The following is a 14,619-nucleotide window of genomic DNA, read 5'->3' as shown; positions in this document are numbered from 1 at the left end:
AAATAGACATTACAAATTAACTTTCAGTTAAGAGAGTTGCTGTAATGTTTATTTTTGATTGGTCGGAATTTTTTGAAATTGCTTGCCATAATGGTTAGTGTAAAGTTTTAGTAGGAAAATTAAAAAAGCCTTTTCAAAACACGAGAAGACCGTTAATCTTCTAATTAGGTGTAGTGGAGGCGTTGATGAGAGAGTGTGTCGATGTCACTTGGCGATTTATCGCTTAGAGACATGGGAGACTGGAGAGATCCACTTCTGGCCTGTAAAAGGCAGAAGTTAGCTCGCAAGCGACCCACACGGCCCCACATCAGCGCCGGAACGGAACTAAAAGCAGATAAAATCTAATTAGCGGCACTACCTACTAAAACTTGAAACATATGCCATAATGCGGACTTTAAGATTTATGATAAACTTGTATAATATTAAGCATAGCAATAAAAAACTTTTTTAGGAGATGTTTTTTTGAAAGCAGCAGTATTTATGGAACCAGGAAAAATGGAAGCTCATGAGGTTGAAAAACCACAAATCGAAAAACCAAGCGATGCGCTCATCAAAATTGTCAGAGCCTGTGTGTGCGGTTCTGACTTATGGTGGTATCGTGGCATTTCAAAGCGAGACACAAACGTCACGGTAGGGCATGAAGCGATTGGCGTTGTGGAAGAGGTTGGCTCCGAAGTCACTGATATCAAAGTGGGAGACTTCGTGGTTGCGCCATTTACACATGGTTGTGGACACTGTGCTGCTTGTTTAGCTGGTTTTGATGGCGATTGTTTGAATCCAGTATCTGGGACTAGAGGCGGTTATCAAGCAGAATATTTACGCTATACAAACGCTAACTGGGGATTAGTTAAGATTCCTGGACAACCTAAAGATTATTCAGATGAACAGCTAAACTCGTTGTTGACCTTATCGGACGTTATGGCTACTGGTTATCATGCAGCTGCAACTGCTGAGGTTAAAAAAGGCGACACAGTGGTGGTTATGGGTGATGGTGCCGTTGGGTTATGTGGTGTGATCGCTGCTAAATTACGCGGTGCAAAACGCATTATTGCCATGAGTCGCCATGAAGACCGACAAAAATTGGCTCTTGAGTTCGGTGCTACTGATATTGTACCTGAGCGTGGTGATGAAGCTGTTAAACACGTGATGGAATTAACTGGTACTGGTGCTGATGCGGTGCTTGAGTGTGTCGGAATGGAACAATCTGTAGATACGGCCGTTAAAGTTGGCCGTCCCGGTGCCGTTGTTGGCCGAGTGGGTATTCCTCAAAAAGCCGAAATGAATACTAATAACCTTTTCTTCCGCAATATTGGGTTGCGTGGCGGAATTGCGGCTGTGACAACGTATGACAAAGAAATTTTGTTGGATGCAGTCTTAAATAACAAGATTAACCCAGGAAAGGTATTCACAAAGCGCTTTGACCTGGATCATATTGAAGATGCTTATGAAGCAATGGACAAGCGAACAGCCATTAAGTCTTTGTTGGTGATCAGCGAAGGTTAAATAAAAAATCATTCCTAATTGAATAGGGATGATTTTTTTGCGGCCTAAAATTTTGATTAATTGCCAGAGAGAAACATAATTTTCGCGTATTTTAAAGAAACGTTATAGAATTGGTTTTAAATTGATAGTCAATAAAGATAGAAGGTGTTGTGATGTCTAAAAGTCGACTTGAAGCTTTTACTGATGCAGTTATCGCAATTATTATGACTGTTTTGGTATTGGAATTAGGACCATTGACTGATTTATCTTGGCATGGTTTATGGCATATTAGGACAGAATTTTTATCTTATATATTTTCATTTTTCATTTTGGCAGTCACATGGAATAACCATCATCATATGTTGCAGGCGGCAAAAAAGATTGACGGAAGTGTTCTATGGGCAAATATGAATCTCTTATTTTGGCTTTCGCTATTTCCATTTGTGACGGCGACAGTCGACAAAAATTGGTATTCACATTTTGCTGAAACTCTCTATTGATCTTGTACTTGTTATACAATGTGGCGTGGAATATTTTAAGGATGACGTTAACACATGCCAATCCGAAGCTGGGGCGATTTTTAGGTTACAAAGACGTCTATACTTTCTTCGGGGTCCTTGTGGTCATGTTCTTAACATTTTTCTGGGCCCAAGCCGGAATTATCGGCTGTTTTGTGGCCACTTTATTTTGGATAATTCCGTATCGAGATATTGAAAGGCTCTTTGCTAAGTCAGATAATTAAAAAATAAGGAAGGTTAGGTTTCTGGGTTAAAATCACGAATGACTTTTGCTAACTTAAAAGTGGACTGGTCAAAGTGATAAACGAAAATGGTGCCATTTGAAAAACCTTTTTCGAGTTCTTCCGTAGGGTCCTGTAACATGCGCAAAAAATTAAAACAGGCGCCACTATGAGAGACTGCCAAGACTTGTTGATTACCGGGTTTAGACATAATCTTTGTCAAACATTCCAACATCCGTTTACCAACGGTATTAGAAGATTCACCACCATAAGGCAAGAAAAAAGTTTCAAAATCTTTGGGGGCCTTGGGACTCAGACGCTCGCTTTCACCTTCAAAAACACCGTAATTTTGTTCCTTGAGAGCTTTTACCCGTTGATAAGGTAAACGATTTTGTAAAATTAACTCAATTGTGTCAGTGCACCGCTCAGAAGTTGAACTATAAGCATGATCCAGTGGAATTTTGGCGAAGAATTTTCCTAGGTTTTGCGCTTGGTCAACTCCTTTTTTAGTTAGCGGAGAATCACACCAGCCTTGAATTTTATGTTCAATATTAAATAAAGTTTCTCCATGACGAACAAGATATAAAGTTTTCATTTTGAACCATCTCCTGACAAAGTAAGTGCAGCTGTATGAATTTTTTGAACACTATTGATAACAAAAGGAAAACCAATATAGGGTAATAGCTGAACGGTTGCACCAAAATCGGCTGATTGCCTCTCCTTTTTTTGAGTAAAGGAGAGGCTTTTTTGTTGAAAAACACCGTTTATTATTGACAGGGCGGTGGCAACTTTGGGGATTCCAATCACAGGAGTTAGCTGGTAGACGATTTCTAAAATCTTTTCCGGTTGAACAGGTCAAGTGCTTGTTGCGTTTGGAATTCGATTAAGTCGGTAGTGCCTTGAACAAGCATAGCAATTAACGGAATCAATGTGCGATCACTTTTTAAATGCTGAGCTGTTTTTTGATCAATATCAGTTAATAAAGGTTGCACTAATTTAGAAAATTCTGGATCTGTTTTGAATAAATTAATATTTGTATTGGGCATGGATTTATTCCTCCGATGACTGGTTGAGTAAACTTTTCCAATTATTAAAAAATATTTGTTGTCTTTCTATTTTAGTCAGATTGATCTTTTCAATCGCTTCTTGAATAACTTTGGTGGGCCCGATTGGCGGAATTCCCAGCGGGGTATCGGTTCCAAATAAAACATGCTTAATACCAAAGAAATTAATGGCTAACTGTAAGGCCTCAGAATTAACCAGAAGTGCGGTATCTACATAAAACTTTTTAAAATCTTGATAGTTTTTTTCGCCTTGAATATGGCGGATGCGTTCGGAGAAATAAGGAACCATTGCTCCAGCATGGTGGACAATAATTTTTAGCTCGGGGAAACGGGTAAAGTAATTTTGGTTCACAATTTGGTTCATGGGCAATGTTAATTCGTATTCCCAGCTAAAAGTTATATTATTATCTTTTTTTTGAGTATCAAAAACGGGATGCAACCAAATTGGTTTATTAATCTGAGCCATCTTTTCAAAAATTGGCGCATATAGCGGATCAGTGATTGGCCTGACGACACAGTTTTGCTGCCTGAGCCGCATCTGTAAAATCTTCAGGATTTAAATTAATGATCGAAAGAATTTCTTGATGGTGAGCAAGAAGGCCTTTTTTTCGTTGTTCAAGATCAGAAAGTAGGGGATTTTCCATCCACTTATTTTGTTCTAATGCGTTTGGCGCGATTTGCAGCATCTGATTTTTAAAATGTGGTGGAAGAACGTGAGCGAAAACATCAATGATTGTGTTTATTTTTTTGCCTCCAGTTTTATCTATTGTAAATATTACTACTTGAAGTATACTTCAAGTCAAGGAGTGTGTGGATAATGAAAATTGATGGTGTAGCCAAAAAATATAATCTATCGACAGCCACGCTTCGTTACTATGAGCGAAATGGCTTGTTGGGTCCGATTAAACGGGTGAATGGGATTCGGTATTTTGAAGAGTCCGATTTACAACGAATCGAATTTATTTTATGTGTCAAAGAATGTGGCATGACGCTGGGACAAATCAGGCATTTTATTGAGATGTTTCAAAAAGGTGATCAAACGTTGACTGAACGTCTAACTGTTTTAGAGAATCAATTGGCACAATCCAAACAGAAAATGCAGCAGCTACGGCAATCTATGCAACATTTGGAAGGAAAGATTGACGATGTGAAACTACTAATTGATGAAAATGTGTATGTAAAGTAGGATTTTTTTGAAAGTGAATGTTTATGGAAAACATTTAAAAAATCACTAAATGCAATCGAAAAAGCCCAAGTCCATGTATTCACAGGACTTGAGCTTTTTTCGTCGGTAACGGTTATTTTAATTTTGTGTAGAATGATTTCGCGTAATTAGTTTAAAGACAATCTGGTAAACAATCATAAATAAAATGACGTTTAAAGCCCAACTAAGAATCATTGTGGCAATCCCTGCACCGTGTAACCAAGGGGTGAGGAAGAAGCCGATAACTACAAACACAACCAAAGCTAAAGGCGTTGATAACCAAGCTTGTTTGGTGAGATGCTCACGACCAATTTTTGCCATGTAAGGTAAAACGGCAGAAAGGGCGATGAAGATAATCGGAATAACAATATTTAGTGTTAATTCCTTTGTATATAACACCGTTCCTGGAGTAGCATCGGTTGGTCGAATTCCCATGACTGAGAAAATCAAGGTTATCAATAAGCACCAAAGCCCTACTAACCAAGCAAAACGGTCACTTTTAATGAATTTGTATTCTGAAGGATATTCCTTACTTTTAGCACGAATACGCATGAATGCGTAGAATACAAAACTTGTGACAAATGGTGACACAATTCCGTTGATATTTAACAGCCAATTGAACATGTCATTGATACTTGGGAGCCAATTGCTTAAGAACAATACCAGAGAAACGATGGCGGTTGTTAACCAGTAACCATTGATTGGCAAACCATCATTATTTAATTTAGTAAGCTTCTTGGGCAAGTATTTTTTAGAAACATTTGAAATGAAGATTCGGGTGCTAGCATCCAAAATGACAGCCAATTGGGCACACATGTAAACAAATTGGGCAACGGCAAAGATGTACATCAGGATATTGCCCATGCCGAATTGCTTACCAAGCGCTTGAAAGGCGTAGTAGGAACCGTTCATCTTCAAATCATAAGGCAAATGATGGGCGTTAAAGAACACCCCTAATGAGAATGAACCAAAGACAGTTAAAAATCCAGTCATAATCAAAAGCATCATCATGGCTTTAGGAAAATCACGATTGCCATGTTTCATTTGTTTAACGTAAGGACCAGCCAATTCGGCTCCGTTAATGGCAAAGATTAACAAACCAAAAGTGGATAAGAAATGACCATCGATTTTTGGAATGAACGCTTTTAAATTAAACGGTTGGGTTTCAATGTGACGACCATGCATCAAAGCGGCCACTGTCATGACAACAAACAAGATGGTCATGATAAACATTGCGGCGCCACCGATGGTACTCATAATTTCCAAAGACTTGTTTTTAAATAAATGCTGGAACCAAATGAATCCAAGGAAGATAATGGCTGTGAAAACGGCAAACATAAATGTCGACATGTATTTATTGAGATCGCCGTTTCCTTTTACTAGCCAGCTGATAGAGACAACTACGGAATTGGCGACGTCGACTACGTAAGGAAGCCCGGCAATCCAATACAGGAAGGCAACCATGTAGCCAGCTAAGTCGCCGTTTGTGGAACGAATCCATGACGATAAACCGCCACCTTCGTTTTGAAAAGTGGAACCTAACTGGCCAACCATCATTTCATAAGGCCAAACAAAGAGGAGCAGCATAAGGATCCAAGTTGTGACAATCGCTAAACCTTGGTTATGGAAGTTGTAAATTAAATCATCAAACCCGATAACTGTTACAAAGTCCATCAGGGCAACGACTGGCCAACTTATGTAGTGTTTGTTGGCATCTAAGGGTGAGTTTTTCATTTTTTTAAATTCTCCTAATTTTAATTAATTGTTTCGTCTGTTCGATTGAAATAATTAACAGAAATTTGAGAATCCTGAATGGTTAATTTTGTGATGCTGCCGTTGCTAGGACTGGTGGTAATATCCATGTCCGGGGCATAGCGGCCCACAATACTGCGAATCGTTGTCCCATGAGAAACAACGAGAATTTTATCCTGATCTTGACTGTGGTCGATCAAGTAATCAAAGCCCTTATCCAAGCGTTGCCAAAAATCATGGTGGTCTTCAGCTTCATGGAAAGGATCAGCAGCCTTAACGGCATTTTTTGATTCACTTATATCGTGATCAATCAAAAACTCGTGAAAAGTCCGTACAGAACTGATCGGTTGTAAGACTTGGAACCAGGTTTGTGCAGAATCAGCACCTTCAAAATAACCATAGAATTCTTCTCGAAACTCTGCTAATTGTTTTACAGCGAGGCCCGGAGATTTATTGCTATGAGCGATGGTGTTAGCTGTATTAAACGCACGCGTGGTATCACTTGAGTAGGCCGCAGTGAAGGGGATATTTGCTAATCGTTGACCAGCAACTTTAGCATCATGCCAACCTTGCTCAGTTAAAGGTGAGTCTGACCAGCCTTGCATCCGATTGTAACGGTTGAAAAAAGTTTGACCGTGACGTACAAAATAAACTTCAAATGTTTTCATATCAATGCTCCTTTCTGTTTAATGTCCGAAAGTTATTGTATCACAGGCTATGACTGTAGTTGTAGCCTTTTTTAGATGCTAATTAGACCGATTTAAGTCCAATCGGTGTGATAGCTTATAAGGCATCGCTTACAAAAAATAAGAAAATCATCAGATATCATCCGATGATTTTCCTATTTTTGGTGCATTAATTCATTTTTCCTAGTTCGTGACGAATTTCTTCAGTATCTTCTTTGTTACCAGTAAAAATAAGTCGATCGTTTAGTTCTAATTGGGTAGACCCGACTGGACGAATGAGATGGCGATTGCGAAAGATTTGACTGATGGTGATTTTTTGAACAAATGGTAAATTCTTAATTTCAATGCCAGTGTATTTCCGATTGCGGACTTGTACTTCAAAAATAGTGTTTTTCGTGTCCCTTAAGAGCAGCAATGTGGATGGAGTTTCAATTAGGCCACGTAACATGGCAATGTTGACCTCTGGGGTATTGTAGATTTCAATTCCTAGATCTTGTAATTCTTTTTCATGCTCATTTAAGATGTTCCGATCCTCAAAACGGACAAGTACCCGCCGCACACCATAAGCTTTAGCAGCTTTTGCTAATTCATAATTTTCCTCTGCGCGAAAATGCCCCACAACTAAAATATCAGTATCAAATACGCCTTGGTTAATGAGCTCATCAGAATTTAGATTAGCTAATAGGTTAGCTTTGACTTCACTGTTGTAGGTACGAAAGTTCTTTTCGTTATCCGTATACATTTGAATATCGTACCAACCTTGTGTGAGTTGCTGGGCGACTGGAACAGTAAAAATATTTGCGCCGATGAAATGGACAATTTGTTTATTGAGATCTTCTGGTTCGGGTTTGTAAAACTTGCTAAAAATTAACGGTGACACAATGCAAGTTAGGACGGCAGCCAACAAGAACGCGCCAGATTGGTGACTATTAATGGTGTGCATGTTCTTTGCGACCTGGAGAATTGCGACAACCATTGTAATGGTGGCGGCTGATAAACTCGTTCCGGCAATGGCATTCATATTTTTAAATCGTAATTTTAAAATTGGATATACTGCTAGTTTGGCAATGATATAGGCGAGAAAGAACAACGGAATTAAGGTTAAGGCTTGCGGATCACTTAATAAGGTCCGAAGATTTAAGCCAATGCCACTCATCATAAAAAAGATGGGGATGAAAAAGCCGTAGCCAATCGAATCTAGTTTATCCTTAGTGCTTTCACTAGGTCGCAAAAGTTTGAGAATAATTCCGGCAATAAAGGCGCCTAAAATATTTTCTGCACCTACTGAAGAGGCCACAGTAACCATGGCTACAATTAGGAAAAAGGCTAGGCGAATATCTAGCTGGGTGGTCGATTTATTGATCTGTTCAAAAAAGTTAAAGAATAGTTTAAACCGATGCAATAAGAAAATCGCCACTACAATAATAAGCAAGAGTAGCCAGAGACTTTTACTGCTATTACCAAAAACCGAGGCATAGATAGTTAAGCCTAACATCGGGACAACTTCACCTAAAACCGCGATCAGAAGCACTGTTTGCCCGAAAGCTTTACTCAGGAGTTCGTTTTCTTTTAGCGTCGCAATTACGATACCCAGCGAGATTGTCGCAAACAAAATGGCAGCTAACCAGAAATCGGAAAAAAGGTTGGCCCATTTAAAAATTCCGGCCAATCCTAAAGAAATGACGATAATCGTTAAGTAAGCGAGACACGCCAATAGAACCGGGGACCATTTTGAAACTTGAGCCGCGTTCTTTTTGGCGAGTGGTGAAAGCTCTGGAGATGATTTTTTAAACAAATCAAAGTTAATTTCCATGCCACTTAGAAATAATAAAATGATGACACCAATGTCGGAAAGCTGTTCTAAAATTCCGGTCGTGTGAACAACGTTTAACAAACTGGGGCCAAGAATGATGCCGAGGATGATTTCAACAACCGCGGTTGGTAAAAAAGTGATTTTAAAATGAGCCATTAGCATGGGTGTAATTAAGGCCGCAAATAGCATAATGAGTAACGACAATTGATTCATAATAGGTTTCCTCCCGCATCATCATAATTATGGAATTAGAATAGCACAAGTAATTTTTATAAATAATTTTTCCTATGAATGAAAATTCGCTTATACTATAGGAAGGACAATCTTTGAGTTGTAGCTAAAAGAGTGGTATCATATTTACTTAATTTATTAGAATTTTTTGCGGCAAACATGCGCGCATGAAGTTTCCATTTTTTTGTGTCACTTATCGTCACAACAAGCAATTTGGAGGGGTTTCATGACAGATTCAATTCAAAAGTATGAACAGACACATCTTGACGGTGTAATTGCTAAGGTTCAAGAGGCAATTAAGAAGGCTGACAAAGATGCCAAAACTGCAGAAACAGACTCTAAAGCGATTGATAAAAACTTTGTCAATGAAGTTCGTATAAATACGAGCTCGTATACAGGCATGATGGACACTGCAATTTCGGTCCGTCAGCAACAACAGTTATTATCTGAGCGTCAAAATAGTTGGCGACATGCAAGTCAACAATTAGACGTCTTGAAGCGTCTTGAAAAGCGGCCTTATTTTGCGCGCATTGATTTTCACGAAGCTGGTGAAAAAAAGGATGAAACGATCTACATTGGACTCGGTTCGTTTTCTGATAATCCAGATCATTTCTTGATTTATGACTGGCGTGCACCAATCTCGAGTGTTTATTACGATGGTGAATTAGGAAATGTTTCTTACGAAACGCCGGATGGCACCCAAGAAGTGGATGTAAAATTAAAACGTCAATTTACTATTGAAGACGGCAAAATTGTGACAGTATTTGATACCAATGAAACGATTGGGGATCAGATGCTGCTTAAAGCGCTTGGTAACTCTTCTGATACCAAGATGAAGAGCATTGTTTCGACCATTCAAAAAGAACAAAACCAAATTATTCGAGACACGCATTCCGATCTTCTGTTTGTACAAGGGGCAGCGGGTTCTGGTAAAACGGCTGCAATTTTACAACGGGTGGCTTATCTGTTGTATCGCTATCGAGGAAATTTAACGGCGAGCCAAGTCATTATGTTTTCACCAAACCAAATTTTTAACGATTACGTGGATCAAGTTTTGCCTGAACTGGGCGAGCATAATATGGTTCAGATGACGTATTATCAATTTACGAAACGCCGAATCCCTAATATGGAAGTAGAGACCCTGCAGCAACGATTTGAAGGACGGACTGATTCTGTTTCCAAGAAAATTAGACGTTTAGAGAATAGTTTGGTTTACTTTAATGCCGTTACGAAATATGCGGAACACCTTGGATCAGCGGATATGAAGTTCCGTAATTTGATGTTTCATGATAAACCATTTGCGGATCAACAAAAGATTCAAGATATTTATTACGGGTACAACGAAAATTATCACTTGGGCAATCGCTTAGATGCAACCAAGGAAGCTTTATTAAAGTCGCTAAATCAACATATTGGTAGCGAGGTTCGTTCAAAGTGGGCTGAAGAGGCTGTTCAGTCGTTAAACCATGAAGATCTTGAGAAACTATATGGTGGTGAACCAAAAGAATTTGATGATAGTGATAAGGAATTCAAATTCTTAGCTCGTAAATTGGTTATCCAAGCGCTGCAACCCGTTCGCAATGCCATTGTGCATAACCGTTTTCTAAATATTAATTCTCAGTATGTACACTTTTTAAAGAGCGTTCCGCACTTGGTTAATTTGGAAAAAGCCGGTTTAACAGCGGCCGATTGGCAAACTTATGTGGATGAGACGGTTGCTAACTTTAAGAAGCACACGATTTCACTAAATAATACGTCTGCATATCTCTACCTTTATGATTTAATCGTCGGTAAAAAAGGCGAACGTGATATGCGTTATGTGTTTATTGATGAAATTCAAGATTACACGGCCTTTCAGCTAGCTTACTTAAAGTACAACTATCCACGGGCTAAGTTCACTTTATTGGGTGATTTGAACCAATCAATTTACAGTAATGAAAGTACTTCAACACTATTGGCGGAGTTATCCACCATGTTTGACAAAGAAAAAACGCGTGTGATCCAACTTGAAAAATCTTACCGTTCCACGCAACAAATTACAGATTTCACTAAAGAAATCTTGAAAAATGGTGAAGCGATTGAAGCCTTTCAGCGCGAGGGAGATTTGCCCGTTGTTAGTGTGAAGGCAAGTTTTGATTTAGCTGTCAAACGGGTCCAAGCACAAATGGCGAAAAATGAAAAAGACGGCGAATCTACTGCCATCATTGGGAAATCCGTTGCCGAGTGTCAAAAGATTACCGATGGTTTACGCAAACAAGGTGAAAAAGTTACCTTAATCAAGACAGAAAATCAGCGCTTGGCCGACGGAGTGGTGGTCGTGCCTTCATACTTGGCTAAAGGACTTGAGTTTGATGCAGTAATTGTCTGGGATGCTTCAGATGCAACGTATCATGACGAAGATGAACGCCAATTATTGTACACGATTTGTTCACGTGCAATGCACCGTTTAACAATTGTGGCGACTGAAAAGATGTCACGATTGTTCGATCGAATTGATTCCAATTTGTACGACTTGGATTAAATTTTAGTGGAGAAGTGAAATGGTAGAAGAAGATCGCAGTTACTATCGCTTTTTTAAAGATGATTGGAAAAAGCTTGCACCAGAAGCTAAGTTACCATTGTCTGGTCAGCAATTAAAAGCCATTAAGTCTTTAAATGACCGCATTTCATTACAGGATGTGCAGGATATTTATGTGCCGTTAGTCCATTTACTGATTAAGAAATTCCGCAGTTTTCAGGAGTGGCAGGCAACTAAGACTGACTTTTTAAGTTTGCCAGAAAAACGAGTGCCATTTGTGATTGGTATTTCTGGGAGTGTGGCGGTTGGAAAAAGTACCACCGCCCGGTTGTTACAAGTGTTACTGACGAATTTCTTTCCAGATTTAAAATCGCAATTAATTACAACAGATGGGTTCTTATATTCAAATACTGAATTAGAGAAACGTGGGATTCTAGATCGAAAGGGATTCCCGGAAAGCTATGATATGGCGAGTCTTTTGAGTTTTATGGGCTCAGTAAAAAATGGCCAGGAAAAGATTCAAGTGCCCCTTTATTCACATCAAAGCTATGACATTGTGCCAGATCAATATGAGTCGATTAATAATCCGGATATTCTGATTGTTGAAGGGATTAATGTTTTACAATTGCCTTCTAATCAAAATATTTATATCAGCGATTTCTTTGATTGGTCTGTTTATGTGGATGCTAATCCGGAATTAATTGAGAAATGGTTTCTGGAACGATTCGGAATTTTGTTAGATACGGCTTTTCACAATCCAGATGACTACTATTATGAATATGCCCAATGGCCGCGTGAAAAAGCCTTTGCGGAAGCCAAAAGGGTCTGGGAAACGGTTGATTTACCTAACTTAAATGAATTTATTTTACCAACCCGATCTCGCGCCAATGTGATTTTGCATAAGGTAGAGCACCATGCGATGGATATGGTTTATCTTAGAAAGTACTAGACGCAAAGGAATCTTTTGTTAAATAAGCCAGTTTGAAACAAACATGTTTCAAACTGGCTTTACTTTAAGCTTTATAATAGATAGAATTGAACCAGAATGTTTTTGTTACTTAAACTAATATTAATGAGGTGAAAGGCTTGGCTAATGTAGATTTATCGCAATTTGATAAAATCATTGTTTTGGACTTTGGTAGTCAGTATAACCAACTAATCACACGAAGAATTCGCGAATTTGGCGTTTATTCGGAATTGATGTCACACAAGATTTCAGCAGATGAAATTCGTAAAATCAATCCGAAGGGAATCGTGTTTTCTGGTGGCCCCAATAGTGTTTATGATGATGACGCTTTTCGGGTTGATCCTGAAATTTATAACTTGGGGATTCCAATTTTAGGAATTTGTTATGGGATGCAGTTGATGTCTTATAACTTGGGCGGCAAAGTCGAACCAGCTGATAACCGTGAATACGGACACGCTGATATTGATGTTACAGACGCGCAAACACCTTTGTTTAAAGGATTACCAAGTCATCAAACTGTTTGGATGAGCCATGGTGACTTAGTCAAGGAAGTACCAGAAGGTTTCACGGCTGTTGCAACCAGCAAGAATTGCCCAATTGCTTCCATTGAAGATCCAAAGCGGAAATTCTACGGGATTCAATTCCACGCCGAGGTACGTAATACTCAGTATGGAAATGAAATTTTGAAGCACTTCGCGTTTGATGTCTGTGAAGCACGCGCAAACTGGTCAATGGATGACTTTATTGACTTACAAATCAAGAAAATTCGTGAAGAAGTCGGCGATCGTAAAGTATTACTCGGACTTTCTGGCGGGGTTGATTCTAGTGTGGTTGGGGTGCTTTTGCATAAAGCCATTGGCAATCAATTAACCAGCATTTTTGTAGACCACGGTCTGTTACGTAAAGGTGAAGCTGCCCAAGTAATGGATAGTCTTGAAGGTAAGTTTGGCCTAAACGTTGTAAAGGTTGATGCCCAAAAACGGTTCATGGACAAATTAGTTGGTGTTTCTGATCCTGAAAAGAAACGAAAGATCATTGGCAATGAGTTTATCCAAGTCTTTAATGATGAAGCTCAAAAGCTTGATGGGATTGACTTTTTGGCCCAAGGAACGCTATATACAGATGTGATTGAAAGTGGAACCGATACGGCACAAACAATTAAATCGCATCATAACGTTGGTGGATTGCCAAAAGATATGCATTTCACATTGATCGAACCATTACGGACTTTATTTAAGGATGAGGCACGTGATTTAGGTGAGAAACTAGGAATGCCTTCCGATTTAGTTTGGCGGCAACCATTCCCGGGTCCTGGTTTGGGGATTCGTGTGCTTGGTGAACTTTCTGAAGATAAATTAAATATTGTGCGCGATAGTGATTGGATTTTGCGTGATGAAATTAAAAAAGCCGGATTAGATCGTGATATCTGGCAGTACTTTACCGTTTTACCAGGCATCAAGAGCGTTGGTGTGATGGGTGACGGGCGCACATATGATTACACAGTTGGTATCCGGGCCGTTAATTCAGTCGATGGGATGACAGCTGACTTTGCCCGCATTCCATGGGATGTGTTGCAGAAGATTTCGGTGCGGATTGTAAACGAAGTCGATCATGTTAATCGAATCGTGCTCGATATTACGAGCAAGCCACCAGCAACGGTTGAATGGGAATAAAACCTATTTAAATATATTTGTAAATTTTAAAACGCCTTGCAAGAAAAATTGCAAAGCGTTTTTTATTTTGTTATTAAAATTATTTGTTTTACTCAACATGCAAATTCAATAAAATTGATCCAGCTACAATTAAAATTATGCCAAGGACAATAGTTAAATTAATTTGTTCATGCCAAATCAGTACAGAAAGTACCGTCGTGGCGACAATCCCGACACCTGCCCATAAGGCATAAGCGATGCTTAGATTAATTGTTTTCATCGCAATTGATAGAAAGTAAAAACACAATGCATAGGCAACTAGAGAGCCAATCGAAAAGCCAATTCTTGTAAATCCATTTGAAGCTTTCAATAAATTGGTACCTAAAAGTTCACCGGCAACCGCAATGCTTAAATATAAATATCCCATTATTAATCCTCCAGTTTAAAATTATCACTAAATAAATTTACTGATTAACCTGGATTTTCCACTTAGTTTCCCATGCGCATGCAT

General features: G+C 39.0%; 15 protein-coding genes. 7 read left to right on the top strand and 8 right to left on the bottom strand.

The features are described 5' to 3' along the window. Positions 1 to 462 precede the first annotated feature (462 nt). The 3 genes from ACLHK8_RS04395 (at position 463) to ACLHK8_RS04385 (ending at position 2,224) form a co-directional block, all read left to right on the top strand. Positions 463 to 1,503 carry a zinc-dependent alcohol dehydrogenase family protein gene (locus ACLHK8_RS04395; RefSeq protein ID WP_057773479.1) on the top strand — a complete coding sequence of 347 codons (1,041 nt, stop codon included), beginning with the start codon at positions 463 to 465 and terminating at the stop codon, positions 1,501 to 1,503. A gap of 152 nt (positions 1,504 to 1,655) precedes the next feature. Next, on the top strand, positions 1,656 to 1,982 hold the full coding sequence (locus ACLHK8_RS04390) for a TMEM175 family protein (protein WP_057773481.1): 327 nt from the start codon (positions 1,656 to 1,658) through the stop codon (positions 1,980 to 1,982). A 41-nt stretch (positions 1,983 to 2,023) separates the two neighbouring features. Next, complete coding sequence (locus ACLHK8_RS04385) at positions 2,024 to 2,224, top strand: hypothetical protein (RefSeq protein ID WP_057773482.1); 201 nt, start codon at positions 2,024 to 2,026, stop codon at positions 2,222 to 2,224. Between the two features lie 13 nt (positions 2,225 to 2,237). Here the strand turns inward: ACLHK8_RS04385 and ACLHK8_RS04380 are convergent, their stop codons facing one another. The 4 genes from ACLHK8_RS04380 to ACLHK8_RS04365 all read right to left on the bottom strand — a co-directional run bounded on the left by ACLHK8_RS04380 (position 2,238) and on the right by ACLHK8_RS04365 (position 3,929). Next, positions 2,238 to 2,816, bottom strand: a complete 579-nt coding sequence (locus ACLHK8_RS04380; RefSeq protein ID WP_057773484.1) for a histidine phosphatase family protein — start codon at positions 2,814 to 2,816, stop codon at positions 2,238 to 2,240. Between the two features lie 235 nt (positions 2,817 to 3,051). Then, positions 3,052 to 3,267 (bottom strand): hypothetical protein, encoded by a 216-nt coding sequence (locus ACLHK8_RS04375; RefSeq protein ID WP_057773488.1) that lies wholly within the window; start codon positions 3,265 to 3,267, stop codon positions 3,052 to 3,054. A gap of 4 nt (positions 3,268 to 3,271) precedes the next feature. After that, a complete protein-coding gene (locus tag ACLHK8_RS04370; protein ID WP_323707580.1) occupies positions 3,272 to 3,751 on the bottom strand; it encodes an amidohydrolase family protein in 480 nt (159 codons plus the stop codon). Positions 3,752 to 3,779: 28 nt separating this feature from the next. Next, entirely contained in the window at positions 3,780 to 3,929 is a 150-nt protein-coding gene (locus tag ACLHK8_RS04365) for a hypothetical protein (protein WP_320531939.1), read from the bottom strand. Between the two features lie 173 nt (positions 3,930 to 4,102). Here ACLHK8_RS04365 and ACLHK8_RS04360 point away from each other — a divergent pair, with 173 nt between their 5' ends. After that, entirely contained in the window at positions 4,103 to 4,471 is a 369-nt protein-coding gene (locus ACLHK8_RS04360; protein ID WP_063698237.1) for a MerR family transcriptional regulator, read from the top strand. A 117-nt stretch (positions 4,472 to 4,588) separates the two neighbouring features. On the opposite strand, the gene ACLHK8_RS04355 is transcribed toward ACLHK8_RS04360, so the two are convergent. From ACLHK8_RS04355 to ACLHK8_RS04345, 3 genes are all read right to left on the bottom strand, one after another. Continuing rightward, a complete protein-coding gene (locus ACLHK8_RS04355; protein ID WP_057773494.1) occupies positions 4,589 to 6,223 on the bottom strand; it encodes an APC family permease in 1,635 nt (544 codons plus the stop codon). A gap of 20 nt (positions 6,224 to 6,243) precedes the next feature. Then, a complete protein-coding gene (locus ACLHK8_RS04350) occupies positions 6,244 to 6,909 on the bottom strand; it encodes a histidine phosphatase family protein (RefSeq protein WP_057773496.1) in 666 nt (221 codons plus the stop codon). Between the two features lie 187 nt (positions 6,910 to 7,096). Then, a complete protein-coding gene (locus ACLHK8_RS04345) occupies positions 7,097 to 8,953 on the bottom strand; it encodes a cation:proton antiporter family protein (RefSeq protein WP_057773498.1) in 1,857 nt (618 codons plus the stop codon). 244 nt (positions 8,954 to 9,197) lie between these two features. Here ACLHK8_RS04345 and helD point away from each other — a divergent pair, with 244 nt between their 5' ends. From helD to guaA, 3 genes are all read left to right on the top strand, one after another. Continuing rightward, entirely contained in the window at positions 9,198 to 11,492 is a 2,295-nt protein-coding gene (gene helD, locus ACLHK8_RS04340; RefSeq protein ID WP_057773500.1) for an RNA polymerase recycling motor HelD, read from the top strand. A gap of 19 nt (positions 11,493 to 11,511) precedes the next feature. Then, positions 11,512 to 12,438, top strand: a complete 927-nt coding sequence (gene coaA / locus ACLHK8_RS04335) for a type I pantothenate kinase (RefSeq protein WP_057773502.1) — start codon at positions 11,512 to 11,514, stop codon at positions 12,436 to 12,438. A 137-nt stretch (positions 12,439 to 12,575) separates the two neighbouring features. Next, positions 12,576 to 14,129: a glutamine-hydrolyzing GMP synthase gene (guaA, locus tag ACLHK8_RS04330; protein ID WP_057773504.1), complete on the top strand. Its 1,554-nt coding sequence runs from the start codon at positions 12,576 to 12,578 to the stop codon at positions 14,127 to 14,129. Between the two features lie 88 nt (positions 14,130 to 14,217). Here the strand turns inward: guaA and ACLHK8_RS04325 are convergent, their stop codons facing one another. Then, the gene (locus ACLHK8_RS04325) at positions 14,218 to 14,535 is read right to left on the bottom strand and encodes a DMT family transporter (RefSeq protein WP_063698235.1); all 318 of its coding nucleotides are present in this window, start codon (positions 14,533 to 14,535) and stop codon (positions 14,218 to 14,220) included. Between the last annotated feature and the right edge of the window lie 84 nt (positions 14,536 to 14,619).

Origin of the sequence: Pediococcus sp. M21F004 (genome assembly GCF_051122535.1) — a bacterium.
In the GTDB taxonomy this organism is placed as follows: domain Bacteria; phylum Bacillota; class Bacilli; order Lactobacillales; family Lactobacillaceae; genus Pediococcus; species Pediococcus inopinatus.
Note: the sequence above shows the minus strand (reverse complement) of the source record. Positions and strands in the feature narration are given on the sequence as shown.